The following is a 20,355-nucleotide window of genomic DNA, read 5'->3' on the forward strand; positions in this document are numbered from 1 at the left end:
AAATTTCAAGAGAAAATGAATGGATTCAAAGCAAATTCAAGACCTTATTAATCAGCATCCTATCGTCAAAGATTTGATTGAACTCAAAGAAACTGTTTGGTTTAATCCTGAATTCACAACACTGGCTGAAGGCTTACCATTTGTTGGTCTAGCTCAAAAAGATATGGATGATGCGCGTGATCGTTTAGCACGCTTTGCACCCTACTTAATCGCTGTATTCCCAGAAACAAGTACGACGAATGGCATTATCGAATCTGAACTGACAGCCATTCCAAATATGCAAAAATATCTACAACAGCATTTCAATCAAAACATTCAAGGTAAATTATGGCTAAAAAAAGATAGCCATTTACCCATCTCAGGATCAATCAAAGCACGTGGTGGTATTTATGAAGTGCTTTATCACGCAGAACAGCTTGCACTAAAAGCAAATCTACTCAATCTGAATGATGATTATTCAAAACTGAATAGTGATGAATTTAGAACCTTCTTCAGTCAATACAGCATCGCTGTTGGTTCTACAGGTAATCTCGGATTGTCCATTGGAATTATGAGTGCAAAATTGGGCTTCGATGTCACCGTTCATATGTCTGCTGATGCGCGCCAATGGAAAAAAGACAAATTACGCTCACACTGTGTAACCGTTGTTGAATACCAGCAAGACTATGGCATAGCTGTACAAGAAGGTCGAAAAGCGGCGTTAAAAAATCCAAATTGCTTTTTTATCGATGATGAAAATTCAAAAACGTTGTTTTTAGGTTATGCCGTTGCTGGTGAACGATTAAAACAGCAATTGACTCAACAAGGTGTCATTGTTGATCAAGCACACCCTTTATTTGTTTATTTACCTTGTGGCGTTGGTGGTGGGCCTGGTGGCGTTGCTTTTGGTTTGAAAATGGCTTTTGGAGATAACGTTCATTGTATTTTTGCAGAACCCACTCATTCACCGTGCATGTTACTCGGCGTAGCAACAGGTCTACATGATGAAATATCTGTTCAAGATATCGGTATTGACAACATCACAGCTGCCGATGGTTTAGCTGTAGGTCGTGCATCAGGTTTTGTTGGACGAGCAATGCAACGGTTATTGGATGGTTTTTATACATTGGATGACCAAACCATGTACAACCTGCTCGGGATGCTCAATCAGTCTGAAAGTTTAAAGCTAGAACCTTCTGCTTTGGCTGGAATGCTTGGCCCAGTTCTGGTGCATTCACATTCAGACTATATTGATTTACATCAATTTACTGAGCAACAACTTCAGAATGCAAATCATATTGTTTGGGGTACTGGCGGTGGTATGGTACCAGTAGAGGAAATGCAAAACTACCTTAGCAAAGCTTCTGCATAATCTAAATTAAGGGCTGAATATCTGTTTAAATGCTTTCATTTGACGGTATTGTTGCAACTCATCCAAAGAGTTAATACTGTGGCAAAACAAGCTTTGTTTTTGGAATGTCACAGTTTGCGCATGCAACTGCTTGAAACAATCACGCAAACTGAGTTTATTCACTGCAATTTGTTGTTCTAAAACTGCAAGACTTTCCCTTTTTAAGAGACAAAATGGATAAAGTGCATCACCATTCATAGAAACGTAAACTGCCGCTGCTTGCGGATTTTTCTCTAACATCCGATGCAATTTAGTCAAAACTTGATTCGGAATATAAGTGACATCACATGGTATAAACAGCGCGTGATCCGCTTGTACATGTGACCAAGCACTTTTCATTCCCATTAATGGGCCAAAGAAACCATTCTGATCATCAGAAAAACACTGAATATCTGGTTCTATGCTTTTATAAATCGAATTGTCTCTATGACTATTTACCCAAATATGTTGGACTTCAGGTTTGAACCTTTGACAAATTTTGGAGAGCTGAATCTGATCATCAAACTGCTGCAATAGTTTGTTCATCCCATTCATACGACGTGCTTGCCCTCCCGCCAAGATCACCAGATCTGTAGCGGGAAAATCGGTATTCATGCCTCAGCCTCCACTTGACAGGTTTTAATCAAACCACGAATTTCGGGTAAACATGAACCACAATTTCCACCTGCTTTTAGACATGCAGTCACTTGTTTCTCATGTGTCATATTTTGCGTTTTAATTGCTTCAATAATTTTGTTTTTTCCAACTTTAAAGCAACTACACACCAATGGACCATCATTATTGGTTGCAGACATTGGCATGCCTGCAAGCAAAGCTTTGCGATGTAAAGCACTCAAACGTTCACGTTTAAATAAACTTGCGACCCAATCACGATCAGGCAACATATCGGATGGCGCAATATAGAGGCTTGCGATCAAAATACCATCTTTCAGGATCACACTATGGCTCATCTGAGCAGAAATATCCTCAATACTCAACCATTCATAGGTTTCATCAATAAAAGGTAAAAAACTTTTCAGGTTTTTCTGCGTTTCATCAAAGTGATGACGATCAGCAATTTCATAACGTAAAGCTTTAGCAATTTTTACTTTAGCCCACCAAGCACAGCTATTCAGTGAAGCTTTAATATGATGCTCAAAACCATCACGAACATAGAGTACACCTTGCCAAGTCGTATGGAACGGTTGAATCGCAACAGGTGTGTGTTTGAATTCAGGTTCACCCGAAATGGCATCGACCACTGGATTGACCACTTTGCCAATTCTAGCATCAGAAGCGACTTGCTCAGTCCAATGAATCGGTGCAAAAATTTGACCACGGCGCACGCCTTGCGCTAAAGTCACTCGTAACACACAGCTGCCCCATTCTGAGCGTACTTCGACGAGCGCTTTGTCACGGATACCAAATTTTAAAGCATCATTTGGATGGATTTCACAAAATGGTTCTGCACGATGCGTGGTTAAGTTTGCTGATAATCCTGTGCGTGTCATGGTATGCCACTGATCACGAATCCGCCCTGTATTGAGAATAAGCGGATAATCTTCCGAAATCGAATGAACAGGATCAATCGCAACCGTTGGAATCAATTTCGCCTTGCTATTTTTATGACTAAAACGACCTTGATCAAAAAGTTGCTCAACAGCAATACTTTGTCCTTTTTCCCATACAGGCCACTGTATCGGTTGTAATTGGTCGTAGGCTTCAACTGATAATTCAGTTAGACCTTTTAAATTAAAATAGCGAAAATTTTCAACTTGATCACGCTGATCAAGGCTTGCATTTTGAAACGCCGACAAAGCTGCATGTTCATTAAAAATGTCACATGCATGATTAAAGTCAAAGCCTGTAAATCCCAGTTTTTTCGCAACCGCAGAAACTGCCCACCAATCTGCTTTGGCTTGTTTCGGTGAATCTAAAAAGGCACGTTGACGTGAAATACGGCGCTCAGAATTGGTCACTGTGCCATCTTTTTCTCCCCAACCAAGCGCGGGTAACAACACATCCGCATACGCTGCGGTATCCGTTTCGGCACAGATATCAGAAACAACCACAAACTCGCATTGCTCTAAAGCACGTTTCACTTGATCTGCATCAGGTAAACTGACCACAGGGTTGGTCGCCATAATCCAAATAGCTTTAATTTTGCCACTTTCGACTGCTTTGAATAAGTCGACCGCTTTCAATCCTGCTTGTGTGGCAATGGTTGGACTTTGCCAAAATTCCTGCACAAGGTTTTGATGCGATGGGTTTTCCAAATCCATATGTGCCGCAAGCATATTGGCTAAGCCACCAACTTCACGCCCGCCCATGGCATTCGGTTGACCTGTCATTGAGAATGGCGCTGCGCCCAACTTACCGATTTTCCCCGTCAGTATATGGCAATTAATAATGCTGTTTGCTTTATTGACTCCTTGAGAAGATTGATTCACGCCCATCGAAAATAGCGTGACTACTTTTTCTGTTTCAGCAAATTTCTCAAAAAACAGTTGTAATTTTTCAGCTGAAATCCCTGTACGTTTTACAATACTTTCAAAATCTTGTTCGGTTGCGCTTGCGTCTAATAGTGCTTCTAAACCTTCTGTATAGGATTCAACAAAATGATGATCAACATGATCGTTCTGATGCAAGTGCTGCAACAAACCATTAAATAAAACAACGTCTTGCCCAGGTAAAATTGGCAAATGCAAATCAGCTTGTTCACAAGTACTGGTAAAACGTGGGTCGACAACCACAACAAATAAATCTGGATTTTTATTTTTAGCCTGCATGATGCGTTGGTACAACACAGGGTGACACCATGCTGTATTAGAACCAACTAAGACCACCATATCGGCATATTCAAAATCTTCATAGCTGGCTGGAACGATATCTTCGCCAAAAGCACGCTTATGCGCTGCAACTGCAGAAGACATACATAAGCGTGAATTGGTATCAATATTGGCAGTGCCTAAATAGCCTTTAACAAACTTATTTACCACATAATAATCTTCTGTGAGCAACTGCCCAGAGACATAAAAGGCAACGCTATCACGACCATAATGATCAATACATGCTTGAAATTGTGTCGCAATTTTTTCCACCGCAGCATCCCAAGTGGTTGCTTCACGATGATTTTTACGTCCAAACATTGGACTCAATACACGTGTTTCTAAACCCAAAGTATCGGCTAAACGACTGCCTTTAATGCAAAGTCGACCAAAATTAGATGGATGTTCGGCATCACCAGACACTTGAACCGTTGTGCCATGTGCTTTATGTTGCACCTCAACATTGACACCACATCCCACGCCACAATAGGGACAAGTCGTTTTTGTAATGATTTTTTCTACATGATCGGAGCGACTGTGTTCTAAATTTTGAATACTGTTCATGACTGCCCCTCTACCTATTTTCATCTCTGACTGCGTTTCGTATTCGATTTCAGCTTAGGGGATGACTCCCCTAAACCAAAGATGACTAACCTGCTTTTTTCATTGCAAAATCTTTACCAAACAATAATTTATTTCTAAAACCTGAAATCGGTGTTTGATCGGCAATCAGATCGGCATACCACATACCATCTTCTGTATCACCAAACAGCACCGCACCGATCACATGATCTTTCTGAATGATAATTCGTTTGTAAATTTGACGCTTTTCATCGTTCAAAATGATGTCTTCATAATCTTCTTTCGGCTCAAAATTTCCTGCCGAGAATACATCCACACCACTGACTTTTAACTGTGTCGGTACGGTTGGAGACTTGAACGTCAAGCTGCCATGCTCTGCAAGATGTGTTGCGCAGATAAATGCTTGTCCCCACAACGGTTCAACCAAACCAAAAGTTTGATTACGGTGCTCAATACATTCACCTACCGCGTAGATACTTGGGTCAAAAGTTTGCATGGTGTCATTAACTAAAATACCACGGTTACAGCGTAAGCCTGCACTTTGTGCTAATGCGATATTTGGACGAATACCTACCGCAAACACCACTAAATCTGCGTCTAGTACCGTACCGTCTTTCAAACGCACTTGGCTGACATGACCATCTTTACCGATCAAAGCTTCAGTATTCGCTTCAGTCATGATTTTAATGCCTTTTTGTTCAATGCTATGACGTAACATGCCACTCGCACGGCTATCAAGCTGACGTTCCATAATGCGATCCATCAGATGCAATACAATCACGTTCATACCACGTTGTACCAAACCATACGCCGCTTCGAGACCGAGTAAACCTCCACCAATCACCACTGCATTTTTCTTGCTTTGGCTATACTCGATCATGGTATTAACATCGTAAATATCACGGAAGCTAATCACACCTTTTAAATCCACGCCTTGGACTGGAGGAATAAATGGTGATGAACCTGTTGCAATAATCAAGCGATCATAATCAACACTTTCACCTTGCTTTGTATGTACAATCTTACGGGTACGGTCTATTTTCACCGCAGGATCATCGGCAATAAATTTAATCCCTTTGTCGCTATACCATGCATGTGGATGCAACATAATGTCATCAATGGTTTTTTCACCTGAAAGCACTGGTGACAACATGATACGGTTGTAATTACCCCATGGTTCTTCACCAATCACGGTCACTTCATAACGATCAGGTGCCATATCTAACAAGTCTTCAAGACAGCGCATACCTGCTAAACCATTGCCAATCAACACCAATTTTAATTTATCTTGTGATGTTCCATTATTGGTGATGTAAGTCTTTTGTGGTATCGGGTTGACCCACACACGACCATTTTCAATTTTAGTCGGGAACACTAAAAGTTTTTGATCTTTATCTTCCAAACAACGCCCAGTTGCTAGACTGAAATGCTGTTTATAAATCGGTGACGCAATCACGCGCTCACCCTGTAGATCACCAATAATACCGCGAGCCATAACATTCGCTTGGCTGAATGGATCTTTATTACTCAATGCGTAAATACGGTTTTCATTTCCAACACGGAATAAAGCAACGGATTGCCCTTCAATCAAAGCACCTACACCTGTATTCGGTGTAATGTCGCTCAAATGGCATACATCTACCCATTGATCATTTGGAAGCATATTTAAGTCTTTTAAATTGGTCATTTTGATTCTCCTTATGCTTCAACCATTGGGATACGATCAACTGAACGTTCAGCTTCATTTAGTGGGCGAATTTGATCACGCACTTCTGTAAATTGAATGTATGGATCGGCTTGTTGCTCCGCACTTGCATTGATATAAGTTTGGAAACGTTTACGGATCTCAGGATTTTCAACGGCAGTACGCCATTCATCTTGATAGGTACCGATCACATGCGACATACGGTTTTCAAGTTCTTCAGCAAGTCCTAAAGAATCTTCAACAATCACCGCTTTGAGATAATCTAAGCCACCTTCCATATTGTCACGCCATACACTGGTACGTTGTAAACGATCCGCGGTTTGAATGTAGAACATAAAGAAACGGTCGATATAGCGAATCAAAGTTTGAGTATCCAAGTCAGAAGCCAAAAGCTCTGCATGACGCGGTTTCATACCACCATTACCGCAGACATATAAATTCCAACCTTTTTCAGTTGCAATCACACCAACATCTTTACCTTGTGCTTCAGCACACTCACGTGTACAGCCTGACACCGCCATTTTCAATTTATGAGGTGAACGTAAGCCCTTATAACGATTTTCTAATTCAATCGCTAAACCGACAGAATCATCCACACCATAACGACACCACGTACTACCGACACATGATTTCACCGTACGTAATGATTTACCGTAAGCATGACCAGACTCAAAGCCAGCGGCATTTAACTCTTCCCAAATAAATGGTAACTCGTGTAGTTGCGCACCGAATAAATCGACACGTTGACCACCTGTAATTTTGGTGTATAAGTTATATTTTTTGGCAATTTGCCCAACAGCAATCAAGCCATCTGGTGTGACTTCACCACCCGCCATACGCGGAACAACTGAATAAGAACCATCTTTTTGAATGTTCCCCAAGTAGTAGTCGTTACTGTCTTGTAGACCCGCGTGGCTTGGCTCTAACACAAAGTCATTCCAGCATGATGCTAAAATATTGGCAGTCATTGGCTTACAAATATCACAACCTAGACCATGACCATGTTGTTGAATCAAATCATCAAATGTTTTGATTTCATTGACACGTACTAAGTGATAAATCTCTTGACGTGAATATGGGAAATGCTCACACACATGGTTATTAACGGTTACACCTTGACGTTGTAACTCAGATTTTAAAACTTGTGTCACCAACGGCGCACAACCACCACATGCTGTTGCAGCTTTAGTACATTTCTTTAAAGCACCGAGTGAAGTTGAACCATCACAAATCGCTTGGCAAATATCCGCTTTAGATACGTTATTACATGAGCAAATCGTTGCACTGTCTGGAAGTAAATCAACGCCACTACCGCCTGCTTTCGCACCAGAATCAGCAAAGCCTGGCATGATCAAGCTTTCAGGTGTTTCAGGCAGTGCCAAACCATTCAACATCATTTGCAAAAGGTCGTTATATTCTTTCGCATCACCAACCAGTACAGCACCTAACAGTTTCGTCTTATCAGCATCAACAACAATTTTCTTATAAATCAATGCATCTTCATCAGCAAAGAAATAGCTTAGTGAGTTTGGTGTCATACCGTGCGCATCACCAACCGAAGCTACATCTACGCCCATTAACTTCAATTTGGTGCTCATATCGGCACCCGCGAAGCTATGTGTTTCTTCGGCAAGGATATGTTTTGCTGCGATACGGGCCATGTCATAACCCGGCGCAACTAAACCATAAATTTTATTATCCCAAAGCGCACATTCACCAATGGCATACACGTTGTCATTTGAAGTTTGGCAATAATCATTGATTTTAATACCACCGCGCTCACCAATTGCTAAGCCGCTAGAACGTGCCAACTCATCACGTGGACGAATACCTGCTGAGAATAAAATCACATCAGTTTCAAGTTCACTGCCATCAGCAAACTTCATCACATGCGTCGCTTCACTACCTGCCTCAATCGATGAAGTTGCTTTTTGAGTATGAACTTTAACACCTAGGTTTTCGATTTTACGACGTAGAACTTTACCGCCTAGATCATCGATTTGAACAGCCATCAAACGCGGTGCAAACTCAACCACATGTGTTTCTAAGTTTAAATCACGTAATGCTTTTGCTGCTTCTAGACCGAGCAAACCACCACCGATTACCACACCTGTTTTAGCATTCAAACTCGCTTCGCGAATTGCGTCTAAATCTTCAATGGTACGATATACAAAACAGTTTTCGCGATCATTACCATCAATTGGAGGAACGAAAGCATAAGAGCCTGTTGCTAAAACCAACTTATCGTAACTAATCACATCACCCATGCTAGTCGTGATCGTTTGATCTGCTGTATCAATGGCAATCGCTTTTGTATTTAGTCTTAAATCAATACCATGTGCATCCGCGAAATCGAAACGAGCAAGTGACAAATCTTTTGCTGATTTACCAGAGAAGTATTCAGTCAAATGTACACGATCGTATGCGATACGTGGTTCTTCAGCGAGAATTGTGATTTCTAATTCATCATCAGCTTTTTCTAAGATGGCTTCGATGAATTTATGCCCCACCATACCGTGACCAATCATCACTAATTTCATTGTGTTTCTCCTAAAATCTAATCTGGGTTAAGCTGCGCTGTTTTGTTCTGTGCCGCGTTCTAACACTGCTTGTTCGAATAAGCGTTGTTCTTTTTCTTTATGCTCTACCGAAAATCGGATCAGCATGACAGAACTCGCTGCTACCACCACCAAGCCACCTAAAACCATTAAACAAGTTTGAATATCGAGCATTCCTTTCAATAAGAAACCTGCTGCAACTGCTCCCACGTTTCCACCTGCCCCGATAATGCCTGCAACACCACCAAGTGCTTCACGATCAATAAAAGGAACCAATGCATAGGTTGCACCACATGCCATATGGGTAAACAGTGCAAATACGGTCATGCTCAAGATTGCAAGTGCTACGCTATTCATATGAGAGAACAGCATGAGGAATAAGCCTTCGCCTAAAATGAGAAGGAATAGAACTTTAGTACGTCCATCCAAACCTTTTTTAAGTGCGACTCTATCTGAAAGGATACCGCCAAGCGCGCGAGCAAATAGTGCAAGTAAACCAAAGATACCCGCCGCTAGACCTGCTTCTTTTAAACCAAAACTGAAATGATCTACGTAGTACATCGCAATAATGTTATGAATAAAGATTTCTATGCCAAAGCATGCTGCATAAGAGAAGAAAAGAATCCATACACGATAGTTACGTGCTGCATGCATCAAGATTGCAAGACCACCTTTTTTGTCGCTACCCACCACAACACCTTGGGCACGAAGCTCTTTGTAATCACCTTGAGGGCAGTCTTGAGTAAATTTCCAGTAAAGTACACCGACAATCAGCATCATCACACCCGGTACAAGCAGTGCAATTCTCCAACCCATCGCTTGCTCAACACCAAACATCACCAAAGCAGAAAGCAATAGCGGCATAATCGCTTGTGTCGCACCACCACCCGCATTACCCCAACCTGCTGACGCAGCATTTGCAGTGCCCACAACATTTGGGGCAAACATGACACTGGTATGATATTGAGTAATTACGAAGCTCGCGCCAATTGCGCCGATGAGTAAACGGAAGAATAAGAACGACTCGTAGCTATTCGCTGCTGCAACACCAAAGACAGGAATACTGCCAATCAGTAATAAAGCGGTATACGTTTTACGTGGGCCATATTTGTCACACAGCGGTCCAACAATCAAACGAACAAGAATCGTGATCGCAACTGCTGCAATATTGATATTCGCGATTTGATCTTTGGTTAAATGAAATTCACCTGCAATGACTGGCATCAACGGTGCGCAAGCAAACCAAGCAAAGAAACAAACAAAGAATGCAAGCCAACTGAGGTGAAACGCTCGCATCGCTGGTGCGGAAAAGCTAAAGAGCTTAATTGATGTGGCTTTTTTCGCCGATAAATCTAAAGACATTGCCATCTCCCATACTGAACGTATACTGCTTTGTCGACACATCAAGCTGTGTTAACAAACCGATCAGATCGGACATCGTTGGCCGTCTTACAATTTTAAAAAGTCGTCTTTGACTGAGATTAAATAAGCAAGTGTTATGCCAACTCACAATTAATTTTTAATTAAAATATTAAAGAATTGTTTTTATTATATTTTTTTAAAATATCATCGTCTCTACAAATGCTAAAACATGCTTTAACATCATGCACTATGAATAATGACCTGTTTTATTGCATCCTCATCTATGCTTCAAAAAAACTCTTTTTTTGCACCATAAAGATACACAATCCATCTTTTAAGGATTCCAACATCGATTTTCATTTCATCATTACAAAAGCAGCGATACAATAAAGCGCATAAACAACAAGTCTATAAAGGAATTGCACCGATTAAGAATTTCTTTATGGCACTAATATTGCTTCAAAAACAATGCTTACGGCACATTCATGTGCTCATATCTATAGATTGACCTTTATACTTATGCCGAAACTCAAAATCGCACTCATTGACGATGATCAGGCTCGAGCGGAATACATTAAGACCAGTTTAATTCAACATGACTTTGATGTAGTTGCTTGCTTTACACTCGATCACCTGAATATTTTTAAATTAGAACATCTTCAAGCAGACGTAATTCTGCTTGATATGGATCACCCACATCGTGATGTCATTGAAAGCTGTGTGAGTAACTTTGACTTACCTACTGTCCTCTTCACCAAAAACACAGATAAAGATACCATCAAACAAGCTGTCGATGCGGGGATCACAGCCTATATCGTTGATGGTATCGACCCAAGTCGTTTGCATACCATTTTAGATATTTCTATTGAACAATTTAAAAAGCACAAGAAACTCGAATGTGATCTCAGAGATGCAAAAACTAAACTTGCAGATCGTAAAGATGTAGAAAAAGCCAAAGTTCTACTCATGCAATTGCATGGATTGACTGAAGACACTGCATTCCAGTTACTACGCAAAAATGCAATGAGTCATCGTATGACGATTGGTGAAATGGCACGTCGTCTGCTTGATGCCCAAGAATTGTTAAATAATCAAATAAAGGATGAATAGATGAGCCATTCAGTTGAATTAGGAAACTTAGAAAAAACCGAATTGCAACTTGGTTATATTCCTTTGCTTGATTGTGCCGCGTTATTGTGGGCAAAACATCGAGGCTTTTTCCAGGAAGTTGGGCTAGAGGTCACATTAGTCAAAGAAGCATCATGGGCAAGTCTCCGTGACCGTCTTGCCTTTGGCTTATTAGATGCTGCACATTGTTTATCCGCAATGTTACCTGCTGCTGCAATCGGTGCAGATCAAATTGGCATCCCTTTACAGACACCTTTGGTTTTAAGTGAAAACCGTGCATTTATTAGCTTAAGTCAAAAACTATGTTTTGAACTCGACATACAAAAGCAAGACTCTGCACAAGTTACTGCAAACAAATTGGTTGGTTATATCAAACAGCAAAATCCAGTGTCTTTAGCGCATGTATTCAAACATTCGATCCATCATTATTGTTTGAGAGAATGGTTAGCACTTGCTGATGCAGAACTTGCCCATATGATCAAAGTGAAAACCTTACCACCTCCGTATATGGTTGAAGCACTGAGTAATCATTTAATTGATGGCTTTTGTGTAGGAGAACCTTGGAATACTCAAGCTGAGTTACAAGGTTTCAGCCATATCGTTTGTTCGAGTCAACAAGTTGCGCCAAATGTCGCTGATAAAGTACTTGCTGTGACTCAAGAATGGGCTGCTCAGCATCCAAATACACTCATTGCATTAAGCAGCGCCATTTTGAAAGCTCAACGAGAACTTCAAGTCTTAGAGGATTTCAGTCCTGTTTGGGATCTTTTGACTGAGTTCGATGTCATACAATTCAATTGCTCAGCCGATGTCCATGTTGAAAAGTTTTATACCATCCAAAATATCATTCGGAATTTTGTGCAAAATACGGCTGAACCTAGAACAAGTGATTTCGAATGGCTTTTTCAACAAATGCAAAAGTGGAACAGTTCAAATGACCGAGCAGCATCCTATGAAATTCAAGCATCTAGTTGTCTTTTGCTAGATACTTACACTGCTGCACTTTCAATGACAAAATAAAAAAAAGCTGTCTTTGTAAAAGACAGCTCAAAAATCAAGAATGACGTGCATTCATCATCAACAAGTCCTGAGTAATAATGATTTTAAATGATTAAACTTAACTTTTTCAGACAATTTTATGTCATTAATCGCCACCCGAAATGACACAATTCATGCTTTTTTGCCAATCGCTAAGCACAGCAAATTGAATAAAGAGCAAACAACAGCCTGAATCGAAAATGATTAACAATAAAGACTTGTATAAACCATAAAGACTATAAGGATATTTCATGTATTCGAGCGCAAATAACAGAATGACTCGTGCAAAACTAATGCTCACTCGCCAACTAGAAGCATCAACTAAAAACATAAAAAACAGTTATTTATGCTTAAATCATTCGACTAATTACCTATTCCATTGTTTTTACAAAATGAATAATTTAGTCCGCCAGTGAGTAGGCCTAATCATCACTAAAAATAGCGATTCATTTTTTTTGACTTCCGAGTTACACAAATCACCTCTACGAAATAAGGGATTTCAGTTTAAAATATTCAAAAAGCAAAATATCTAAAAATTTGTCATTTTTTAACATTGCCAATTCCTTGCAAAGTTTTCATTATATGCACCATGCTTGGTATGCAAATTTCTTCACTGATTAAAACAAATTATAAAAAAAATGCAGAATTTTGTGCCATAATAAGCAAACTTTGCAGACATCTTGCAAAAAACTTTTGCAGATTTAGAATTGGAGCAGGCTGAATGAGCTCAACCATTTTGGTGATTCACGGACCGAATTTGAACTTGCTAGGAAAGCGCGAACCAGAGGTATATGGTTATCTCACTTTAGATGATATTAACCAACAACTCACTGCTCAAGCTCAAAATGCATCCTTAACCATAGATAATTTTCAAAGCAATTGGGAAGGTGCGATTGTAGATCGCATTCATCAAGCGCAAAACGATGGGGTAAAATTTATTATTATCAACCCTGCTGCGCTAACACATACCTCAGTTGCTGTACGTGATGCCCTTCTCGGCGTTGCGATTCCATTTATTGAAGTTCATTTGTCGAATGTTCACGCACGTGAGGCATTTCGTCATCACTCATATTTATCAGATAAAGCCATCGGCGTGATTTGTGGCTTAGGTGCTAAGGGTTACTCCTTCGCACTCGATTACGCTATCGAAAAAATTCAATCTTCTAACTAATTTATACATTTGCAGGAATGCTCACTCATGGATATCCGTAAAATCAAGAAACTCATCGACTTGATGATTGAATCTGACTTACAGGCGATTGAAGTTAAGGAAGGTGATCAATCCATCTCATTAACTCGTCCAACACCAGTTTATGCTGCTCCAGTCGCTGCTGCTCCTACAGCTACAGCGCCTGCTGCACCTGCTGCAAAAACACCACGTGGCGCAGTAGAAACCTCACCAATGGTTGGTGTGTTCTACGCAGCTCCAAGCCCTGGTGAAGCACCGTTTGTAAATGTAGGTCAAACTGTTTCAGCGGGTGAAACGCTTGGTATCATCGAAGCAATGAAGATCATGAACCCAATTGAAGCAACTCAAAGTGGCGTAATTGAAGAGATTCTAGTGAAAAATGGCGAAGTCATTCAATTTGGTCAGCCACTTTTCCGCTACCGTGCTTAATCAGTTTGGGGATTTCTATGTTGCAAAAAGTATTAATTGCAAACCGTGGTGAAATCGCTTTACGCATTACGCGGGCTTGCAAAACTCTTGGCATTAAAACTGTTGGTATTTATTCTGATGCCGATAAAGACTTGATGCATTTACGCTTTGTTGATGAAGCAGTATGTATCGGGCCGGGTGCAAGTAGCGAAAGCTATTTAAATATTCCTGCAATTATTACTGCTGCAGAAATTACAGGTGCTGATGCCATCCACCCGGGTTATGGCTTCTTATCTGAAAATGCTGAATTTGCTGAAATTGTAGAAAATTCAGGTTTCATTTTCATTGGTCCACGTCCTGAACATATTCGTCTTATGGGCAATAAAGTATCAGCGATTATTGCTATGAAAAAGGCAGGCGTACCGACAGTACCTGGATGTGACCATGCCGTAACGATCAATAATGCACTTGCTGAAGCCAAAGAAATTGGCTTCCCATTAATCGTTAAAGCTGCCGCTGGTGGTGGCGGTCGTGGTATGCGTATTGTTGAACGTGTCGACACACTTCTCGAGTCAGTTCAAGCTGCTCAACGCGATGCTGAAATGTGGTTCGGTGATGATACCGTGTATATGGAACGCTTCTTACAGAAGCCTCGCCATGTCGAAGTACAGGTATTAGGTGATGGTAATGGTCATGCGATTCATTTATATGATCGAGACTGTTCCTTACAACGTCGTCATCAAAAGGTGTTAGAAGAAGCGCCTGCACCAAACCTACCAGAACAAGCGCGTGCAGACATTTTAGAAGCATGTGTAAATGCTTGTAAATTGATGCAATATCGTGGTGCAGGTACCTTTGAATTTTTATTTGAAGAAGGTGAATTCTTCTTCATTGAAATGAACACACGTGTTCAGGTTGAGCATCCAGTCACTGAAATGGTGACAGGTGTTGATATTATTGAACAGCAACTTCGTATTGCTGCTGGTTTAGGCTTAGAACTTGAACAAGATCAAATCGAAGTTAAAGGTCATGCGATTGAATGCCGTATCAATGCAGAAGACCCAACGACGTTCTTACCTTCACCCGGTAAAATCGAGAGCTTCTATGCTCCGGGCGGTGCTGGCATACGTTTAGACTCTCATATTTATCAGGGTTATAGCATTCCACCATACTACGATTCGATGATTGCTAAATTGATTTCATATGGTAAAGATCGCGAAACATCTTTATCTCGTATGCGTCAAGCTTTAGATGAAATGATTTTGACAGGTATTAAAACTAATATTCCATTACACAAAGACTTAATCTTAAAAGATAAAAACTTTTGTGAACAAGCAATGGATATTCACTACCTAGAAAAACATTTGCTCAAACAGCTCGAACCACAAGCTGAGAAAGCATAAATAAAAAAGCCTCTTAATTTTAAGAGGCTTTTTTATATCGATAAAATCTTATGGTAAAACTCGGCGTAGCGTTGCAAAGCACTTGTCGCCTTTTTCATTAGCGCAGAAATCAATCGTATGCTCATTTTCCCATTTCACGAAATATTGTGAAACTTCACCAGTTTGATCTTGCTGTTGACCTGAACAATCAACTTCATTGTTGTCATATTTGATCTGTAAAATCAGAGCTGGTAATCGCTCTTTATGATCGTCAGAAGGTTGATAATCATAAAGACCATAAGTCCATTCTTTACCACTCTTGATAACGACATCGCTCATACCACGAAAGTTATAGTACTCTACACATTTTTTATTATTTGCGATTTCCATTCCCCACAGCCCCATAATTTCAGGTCGAGTAATGACGCGAATTGCATTTGCCTTAGCTGCTTGTTGCGCTGTTGCTGTATTTGTCACTGTCTCTGCCATCGTCCATGTCGAGCAGGCACATAATAATCCAATAATATAAATATTTTTCATAGATTTAATTAAGTCGTCTTCTAAAACGTTCCATGGCCTTAACTTAGCATATTTTTTAAGAAAAACACTTAATCATAACCATATAAACACAATATTTTTGTCGGACGATTTATTTGATTGTGATCTAATTTTTTTAAGGTATTCTTGATGATTAAAATTATTTCTTTGTACTTTATAAAAATTTAGCTGAAGGGATAAAGGCTATGAAATTTTCTGAATACATCCAATACGACGGTTTAGGTTTAGCTCAGTTGATCAAACAAAAGCAAGTTCATCCTTCTGAATTATTGGAAATCGCATTAGAACGTACAGCTCTGGTTAACCCAAAGCTTAATGCAGTCATTATTCCAATGTGCGAGCAAGCAAAACATCGTGCTCATCAACCTAAATCAGGTATGTTTGCTGGTGTTCCCTTTTTGGTCAAAGACTTATTTCAAGAATATCAAGGTATTCCAACCTCGTACGGAAGCCAAGCACTCAAAAATATAAACTATACGCCTGATTTTAATGCTGAAATTGTCAATCGTTGGGAAGAAACAGGTATTATTACATTCGGCCGTACCAATACGCCTGAGTTTGGGATCAAAGGCATTACTGAACCTGATGCTTGGGGTACTTGTCATAACCCTTGGAATTTAAAACATAATAGTGGTGGCTCTTCTGGCGGTTCAGCATCGGCTGTTGCTGGTGGTTTAGTTCCAATTGCAGGCGCTGGTGATGGTGGCGGTTCAATTCGTATTCCAGCTTCTTATTGTGGCTTATTCGGTTTGAAACCGAGCCGAGGACGTACACCTTGGGGGCCACAATATAGTGAAGCGATGCATGGTGCTGCAATGCAGCATGTCTTGTGTAAAACCGTTCGAGACAGTGCTGCTATGTTAGATGCAGTACAAGGTCCAGAACAAACTTCGCTATTTAAAATTGAAGCACCAACCCAGAAATATTTAGATGTTATTCAACAAACACCTAAAAAATTAAGAGTTGCATTTAATACTGCATCACCAATCGGCACTAAAGTATCTAAGGATGCGATTCAAGCCGTTCATCAAACAGCAAAGCTTTTGGAATCATTAGGACATATTGTGGTTGAAGATCGCCCACAAATTGATGGAATGGCATTAGCAAAAGATTTCGTCACAACTTGGTTTAGTCAATTCTCTTATATGCAAGCACAAATTAAGCAAATGTCAGGTGCAACGGATCATGATTTTGAACTTGATTCTGTTGCCTTGGCTGCTTTTGGAGCTAAAACCACCGCAACAGAATATATTCATACTTTGAATAATTGGGGACACTACAGTACTCAAATGAATCTTTTCTTTGAGCAATATGATTTATATTTAACACCAACCACCGCTTCGGTTGCCCCGAAAAATGGAGAAGTCGCAACCCCTGCTTGGCAAAAGCCAATTTTAAAAGGTCTATTAAAAGTCGGAAAAGCACATTATTTAGCTCAAGGAAAGCTTGTTGAGCAAATGGTGAGAGATAATTTAAGTTGGGTTCCGTTTACTCAACTCGCCAATGTAACGGGTTTACCTGCTATGTCTGTCCCACTCTATTGGAATAAAAATGGCTTACCTTTAGGAAGTCAATTCATTGCACCTTTTGGTCGCGAAGATCTTTTACTGCAACTTGCTGCTCAGCTTGAACAGGCACAACCCTGGATGCCAGAATATCGAAAGATAAAAATCTAAATGATCATTTGGCTGTTGTTTCAACTTGATTCGGCAGCCAAATCACCAAAATTAAGCCCAACAGCACAACAACACTTGCACAGAGAAAAATTGTCGAACCCGAAAGAACCTGCCAATAATGTCCTGCCAACAAACTACCAGATGCAACGCCTAATCCCCACATCGTGCTATAAAGTGCTTGACCACGTCCCTGCTGTTCTGCTGAAAAGTTTTGGAAAATAACTTTCATTGCAATCAAATGGAATAAGCCAAAACTAAATGCATGTAAACATTGTGCAAGAAGTTGTCCTATAAAATTAGCTCCAAGCATTCCCACTAAAAACCAACGCAAGCTCGTAAATAGCAAACAAATGATGACCAGTGATCGCCATGAGAATCGAGTAAAAAAGACTTTTTGAGCGATCGCAAACATGACAATTTCAGCAATAACGCCTGTCGCCCATAATGAGCCGATCTGTGTAGTACTAAACCCAATTTCTTTCAGAAAATTACTATAAAAACTGTAAAATGGTGCTTGTGAAAAAAGCAAAATAAATTCAATTGTGAAAAATGCCGCAATCATCGGCTTTTTTAAAATCGGCAATAACGGTTCTAATTTTCTTTGTGAGCTTGGTGCATGTTCTGGCTCTTTAATGCTAAAAGACCATAAAAAGGCTAAAAATGAAACGGATAACAGTAAAATCGGTAACATAGAAATCGGAATAACTTCTAACAATGCTCCTATCGCAAACACACCTACGATAAAACCCACAGATCCCCATTTACGTATCTTTCCATACAGCTCAGCTCTCTTTTCGCCTAACCAAAATAAAGTGACCCCTTCAAATTGTGCCAAAATTGCATTTTGAAAAAAGCTAAAAATCAGCATCAGCAAAGCCACGGATTGAAAACTATTTGGAATAATAAAAATCGCAAACCAAATGCAAGCTTCCATCCAAGTTGCAACTCGAACCAAAAGCATCCTTTTACCTGATTTATCTGCAACCCAACCCCAAATAAATGGCGCAAAAAAACGAGTAATGATTGCAATCGAAGATAAAATACCGATTTCTTGATAATTAAAACCTTGATCTTGTAGATAAAGATTCCAATAAGGCATGAACGTGCCAACAATTGAATAGTAGAAAAAGTAAAAACCACCAAGTCGGGTTTTAATATTCAATGATTGCAACAATTTAAGAAACCCTTTGGTGGCTTAATGCCAAGCTGAAAAGAGATGAGATATTTTTATAATTCTATCGTATTTAAACATTGAGTTCTTAACTCTAGATAGAGAAGGATCAATAATTTTCTTTATTTTTATAAAAAAATAGAGCCTCTCGGCTCTATTTTCTTGATAGTATCAAGCTGACTTCGCCAATACTTCAGCCATTGCTTTGGCAACTTTATAAACATTGTTCATGTTTAAACCAGCCACACAAATACGCCCACTACGGACTAAGTAGATCGCATATTCTTCACGAAGCGTGTCCACTTGTTCAGCCGTTAAACCTGTATAGCTGAACATCCCTTTTTGATTCACAAGATAGCTAAAGTCACGATCAGGTAAGGCTTTGGTTAGTTCATCTTTGAGGATGCTACGCATTTTAATAATACGCTCACGCATCTCTTTCACTTCACCCTGCCATTGTTGGTTTAAATCAGCATCATTGAGTACTTGATCAACCAACCATGCACCTGTTGTTGGTGGGCTAGAGTAGATACGACGTACTGTTGCTTTTAACTGGCCGAATGTACATTGTGCGGCTTCAGCATCGTCACAAACGAAAGTTAAACCGCCAACGCGCTCACCATAAAGTGAGAAGATTTTAGAGAACGAGTTGCTGACAATAAAGTTCAAGCCCGCTTGGTCTAGAGCACGGATTGCATAAGCATCTTGCTCCATACCATCGCCAAAGCCTTGATAAGCGATGTCGAGGAATGGAATCAGATTACGCTCTTTTAATACTGCAATCACTTGATCCCATTGTGCTGGATTTAAATCCGCACCTGTTGGGTTGTGGCAGCAAGGGTGTAATAACACGATGCTTTGTTCAGGTAGCGTATTTAATGTCGACAACATGCCATCAAAATCAACACCACGTGTTTTAGCATCAAAATATGGATAGAAGTTGCTCTTGATTCCAGCGCCGTTGAAGATCGCAACATGGTTATCCCAAGTTGGCTGACTCACCCAAACTTCTGAATTTGGAAAATAAGTTTTTAAGAAATCTGCACCGACTTTTAATGCACCTGAACCACCCAAAGTTTGAATGGTAGCAACACGACCTTGTTGAATTGCTGGGCTGTTTGCACCAAACAATAATGCTTGAATCGCATCACGGTAAGGTTTGAAGCCTTCCATTGGGAGATAAAGTTTGGTTTTATCATTTTTAGGCGCAATACGTTTTTGAGCTTCGATAATGGTATCAAGCTGAGGAACGATACTGTCTTCGTTATAGTACAAACCAATACTCAGGTTAACCTTTTCAGCGCGAGAATCAGCATTAAACTGTTCCATTAAAGAGAGGATTGGATCACCTGCATAAGGTGGGATATGTTGAAACATTAAAAAAGTCCTTTCTTGAACGGT

15 protein-coding genes are annotated in these 20,355 nt (G+C 40.1%); 7 read left to right on the forward strand and 8 right to left on the reverse strand.

The annotated features are described in order from the left end of the window. Positions 1 to 19 precede the first annotated feature (19 nt). On the forward strand, positions 20 to 1,351 hold the full coding sequence (locus tag ACF8D3_RS05935) for a D-serine ammonia-lyase (RefSeq protein ID WP_392470679.1): 1,332 nt from the start codon (positions 20 to 22) through the stop codon (positions 1,349 to 1,351). 6 nt (positions 1,352 to 1,357) lie between these two features. Here the strand turns inward: ACF8D3_RS05935 and ACF8D3_RS05940 are convergent, their stop codons facing one another. The 5 genes from ACF8D3_RS05940 to ACF8D3_RS05960 form a co-directional block, all read right to left on the reverse strand. Next, the gene (locus ACF8D3_RS05940; RefSeq protein ID WP_392470681.1) at positions 1,358 to 1,984 is read right to left on the reverse strand and encodes a molybdenum cofactor guanylyltransferase; all 627 of its coding nucleotides are present in this window, start codon (positions 1,982 to 1,984) and stop codon (positions 1,358 to 1,360) included. Beyond that, positions 1,981 to 4,761 (reverse strand): molybdopterin-dependent oxidoreductase, encoded by a 2,781-nt coding sequence (locus tag ACF8D3_RS05945; RefSeq protein WP_392470682.1) that lies wholly within the window; start codon positions 4,759 to 4,761, stop codon positions 1,981 to 1,983. Before ACF8D3_RS05945 ends, ACF8D3_RS05940 begins: the two co-directional genes overlap by 4 nt. Before the next feature lie 85 nt (positions 4,762 to 4,846). Next, the gene (nirD, locus tag ACF8D3_RS05950) at positions 4,847 to 6,466 is read right to left on the reverse strand and encodes a nitrite reductase small subunit NirD (RefSeq protein WP_392470683.1); all 1,620 of its coding nucleotides are present in this window, start codon (positions 6,464 to 6,466) and stop codon (positions 4,847 to 4,849) included. A gap of 11 nt (positions 6,467 to 6,477) precedes the next feature. After that, positions 6,478 to 9,024, reverse strand: a complete 2,547-nt coding sequence (nirB, locus tag ACF8D3_RS05955) for a nitrite reductase large subunit NirB (RefSeq protein WP_392470684.1) — start codon at positions 9,022 to 9,024, stop codon at positions 6,478 to 6,480. A 27-nt stretch (positions 9,025 to 9,051) separates the two neighbouring features. Next, positions 9,052 to 10,404 carry an MFS transporter gene (locus ACF8D3_RS05960; protein ID WP_392470686.1) on the reverse strand — a complete coding sequence of 451 codons (1,353 nt, stop codon included), beginning with the start codon at positions 10,402 to 10,404 and terminating at the stop codon, positions 9,052 to 9,054. 519 nt (positions 10,405 to 10,923) lie between these two features. On the opposite strand from ACF8D3_RS05960, the gene ACF8D3_RS05965 reads away from it, so the two are divergent. The 5 genes from ACF8D3_RS05965 to accC all read left to right on the forward strand — a co-directional run bounded on the left by ACF8D3_RS05965 (position 10,924) and on the right by accC (position 15,570). Beyond that, positions 10,924 to 11,514, forward strand: a complete 591-nt coding sequence (locus tag ACF8D3_RS05965; RefSeq protein ID WP_004879286.1) for an ANTAR domain-containing response regulator — start codon at positions 10,924 to 10,926, stop codon at positions 11,512 to 11,514. Next, positions 11,515 to 12,552: an ABC transporter substrate-binding protein gene (locus ACF8D3_RS05970; RefSeq protein ID WP_392470687.1), complete on the forward strand. Its 1,038-nt coding sequence runs from the start codon at positions 11,515 to 11,517 to the stop codon at positions 12,550 to 12,552. It begins immediately after the preceding gene. Positions 12,553 to 13,291: 739 nt separating this feature from the next. Continuing rightward, positions 13,292 to 13,741: a type II 3-dehydroquinate dehydratase gene (gene aroQ / locus ACF8D3_RS05975; protein WP_392470689.1), complete on the forward strand. Its 450-nt coding sequence runs from the start codon at positions 13,292 to 13,294 to the stop codon at positions 13,739 to 13,741. A gap of 27 nt (positions 13,742 to 13,768) precedes the next feature. After that, the gene (accB, locus tag ACF8D3_RS05980) at positions 13,769 to 14,188 is read left to right on the forward strand and encodes an acetyl-CoA carboxylase biotin carboxyl carrier protein (protein WP_004879279.1); all 420 of its coding nucleotides are present in this window, start codon (positions 13,769 to 13,771) and stop codon (positions 14,186 to 14,188) included. 17 nt (positions 14,189 to 14,205) lie between these two features. Then, entirely contained in the window at positions 14,206 to 15,570 is a 1,365-nt protein-coding gene (gene accC / locus ACF8D3_RS05985) for an acetyl-CoA carboxylase biotin carboxylase subunit (RefSeq protein WP_004879277.1), read from the forward strand. A 48-nt stretch (positions 15,571 to 15,618) separates the two neighbouring features. On the opposite strand, the gene ACF8D3_RS05990 is transcribed toward accC, so the two are convergent. After that, on the reverse strand, positions 15,619 to 16,089 hold the full coding sequence (locus tag ACF8D3_RS05990; RefSeq protein WP_004879275.1) for a hypothetical protein: 471 nt from the start codon (positions 16,087 to 16,089) through the stop codon (positions 15,619 to 15,621). Positions 16,090 to 16,292: 203 nt separating this feature from the next. Here ACF8D3_RS05990 and ACF8D3_RS05995 point away from each other — a divergent pair, with 203 nt between their 5' ends. Continuing rightward, complete coding sequence (locus ACF8D3_RS05995; protein ID WP_392470690.1) at positions 16,293 to 17,783, forward strand: amidase; 1,491 nt, start codon at positions 16,293 to 16,295, stop codon at positions 17,781 to 17,783. Positions 17,784 to 17,787: 4 nt separating this feature from the next. Here the strand turns inward: ACF8D3_RS05995 and ACF8D3_RS06000 are convergent, their stop codons facing one another. Both ACF8D3_RS06000 and ACF8D3_RS06005 read right to left on the reverse strand, forming a co-directional pair. Continuing rightward, positions 17,788 to 18,957, reverse strand: coding sequence for an MFS transporter (locus ACF8D3_RS06000; RefSeq protein WP_392470692.1), 1,170 nt, complete (start codon positions 18,955 to 18,957; stop codon positions 17,788 to 17,790). Between the two features lie 168 nt (positions 18,958 to 19,125). After that, positions 19,126 to 20,331 carry an aromatic amino acid transaminase gene (locus tag ACF8D3_RS06005; protein WP_392470693.1) on the reverse strand — a complete coding sequence of 402 codons (1,206 nt, stop codon included), beginning with the start codon at positions 20,329 to 20,331 and terminating at the stop codon, positions 19,126 to 19,128. Positions 20,332 to 20,355 lie beyond the last annotated feature (24 nt).

The organism is Acinetobacter sp. YQ_14 (genome assembly GCF_043102985.1).
Lineage (GTDB): Bacteria > Pseudomonadota > Gammaproteobacteria > Pseudomonadales > Moraxellaceae > Acinetobacter > Acinetobacter venetianus.

Coding starts and splice junctions, on each gene's coding strand:
- ACF8D3_RS05935 (WP_392470679.1), top strand. CDS start 20: ATGGATTCAAAGCAAATTCAAGACCTTATTAATCAGCATCCTATCGTC.
- ACF8D3_RS05940 (WP_392470681.1), bottom strand. CDS start 1,984: ATGAATACCGATTTTCCCGCTACAGATCTGGTGATCTTGGCGGGAGGG.
- ACF8D3_RS05945 (WP_392470682.1), bottom strand. CDS start 4,761: ATGAACAGTATTCAAAATTTAGAACACAGTCGCTCCGATCATGTAGAA.
- nirD (WP_392470683.1), bottom strand. CDS start 6,466: ATGACCAATTTAAAAGACTTAAATATGCTTCCAAATGATCAATGGGTA.
- nirB (WP_392470684.1), bottom strand. CDS start 9,024: ATGAAATTAGTGATGATTGGTCACGGTATGGTGGGGCATAAATTCATC.
- ACF8D3_RS05960 (WP_392470686.1), bottom strand. CDS start 10,404: ATGTCTTTAGATTTATCGGCGAAAAAAGCCACATCAATTAAGCTCTTT.
- ACF8D3_RS05965 (WP_004879286.1), top strand. CDS start 10,924: ATGCCGAAACTCAAAATCGCACTCATTGACGATGATCAGGCTCGAGCG.
- ACF8D3_RS05970 (WP_392470687.1), top strand. CDS start 11,515: ATGAGCCATTCAGTTGAATTAGGAAACTTAGAAAAAACCGAATTGCAA.
- aroQ (WP_392470689.1), top strand. CDS start 13,292: ATGAGCTCAACCATTTTGGTGATTCACGGACCGAATTTGAACTTGCTA.
- accB (WP_004879279.1), top strand. CDS start 13,769: ATGGATATCCGTAAAATCAAGAAACTCATCGACTTGATGATTGAATCT.
- accC (WP_004879277.1), top strand. CDS start 14,206: ATGTTGCAAAAAGTATTAATTGCAAACCGTGGTGAAATCGCTTTACGC.
- ACF8D3_RS05990 (WP_004879275.1), bottom strand. CDS start 16,089: ATGAAAAATATTTATATTATTGGATTATTATGTGCCTGCTCGACATGG.
- ACF8D3_RS05995 (WP_392470690.1), top strand. CDS start 16,293: ATGAAATTTTCTGAATACATCCAATACGACGGTTTAGGTTTAGCTCAG.
- ACF8D3_RS06005 (WP_392470693.1), bottom strand. CDS start 20,331: ATGTTTCAACATATCCCACCTTATGCAGGTGATCCAATCCTCTCTTTA.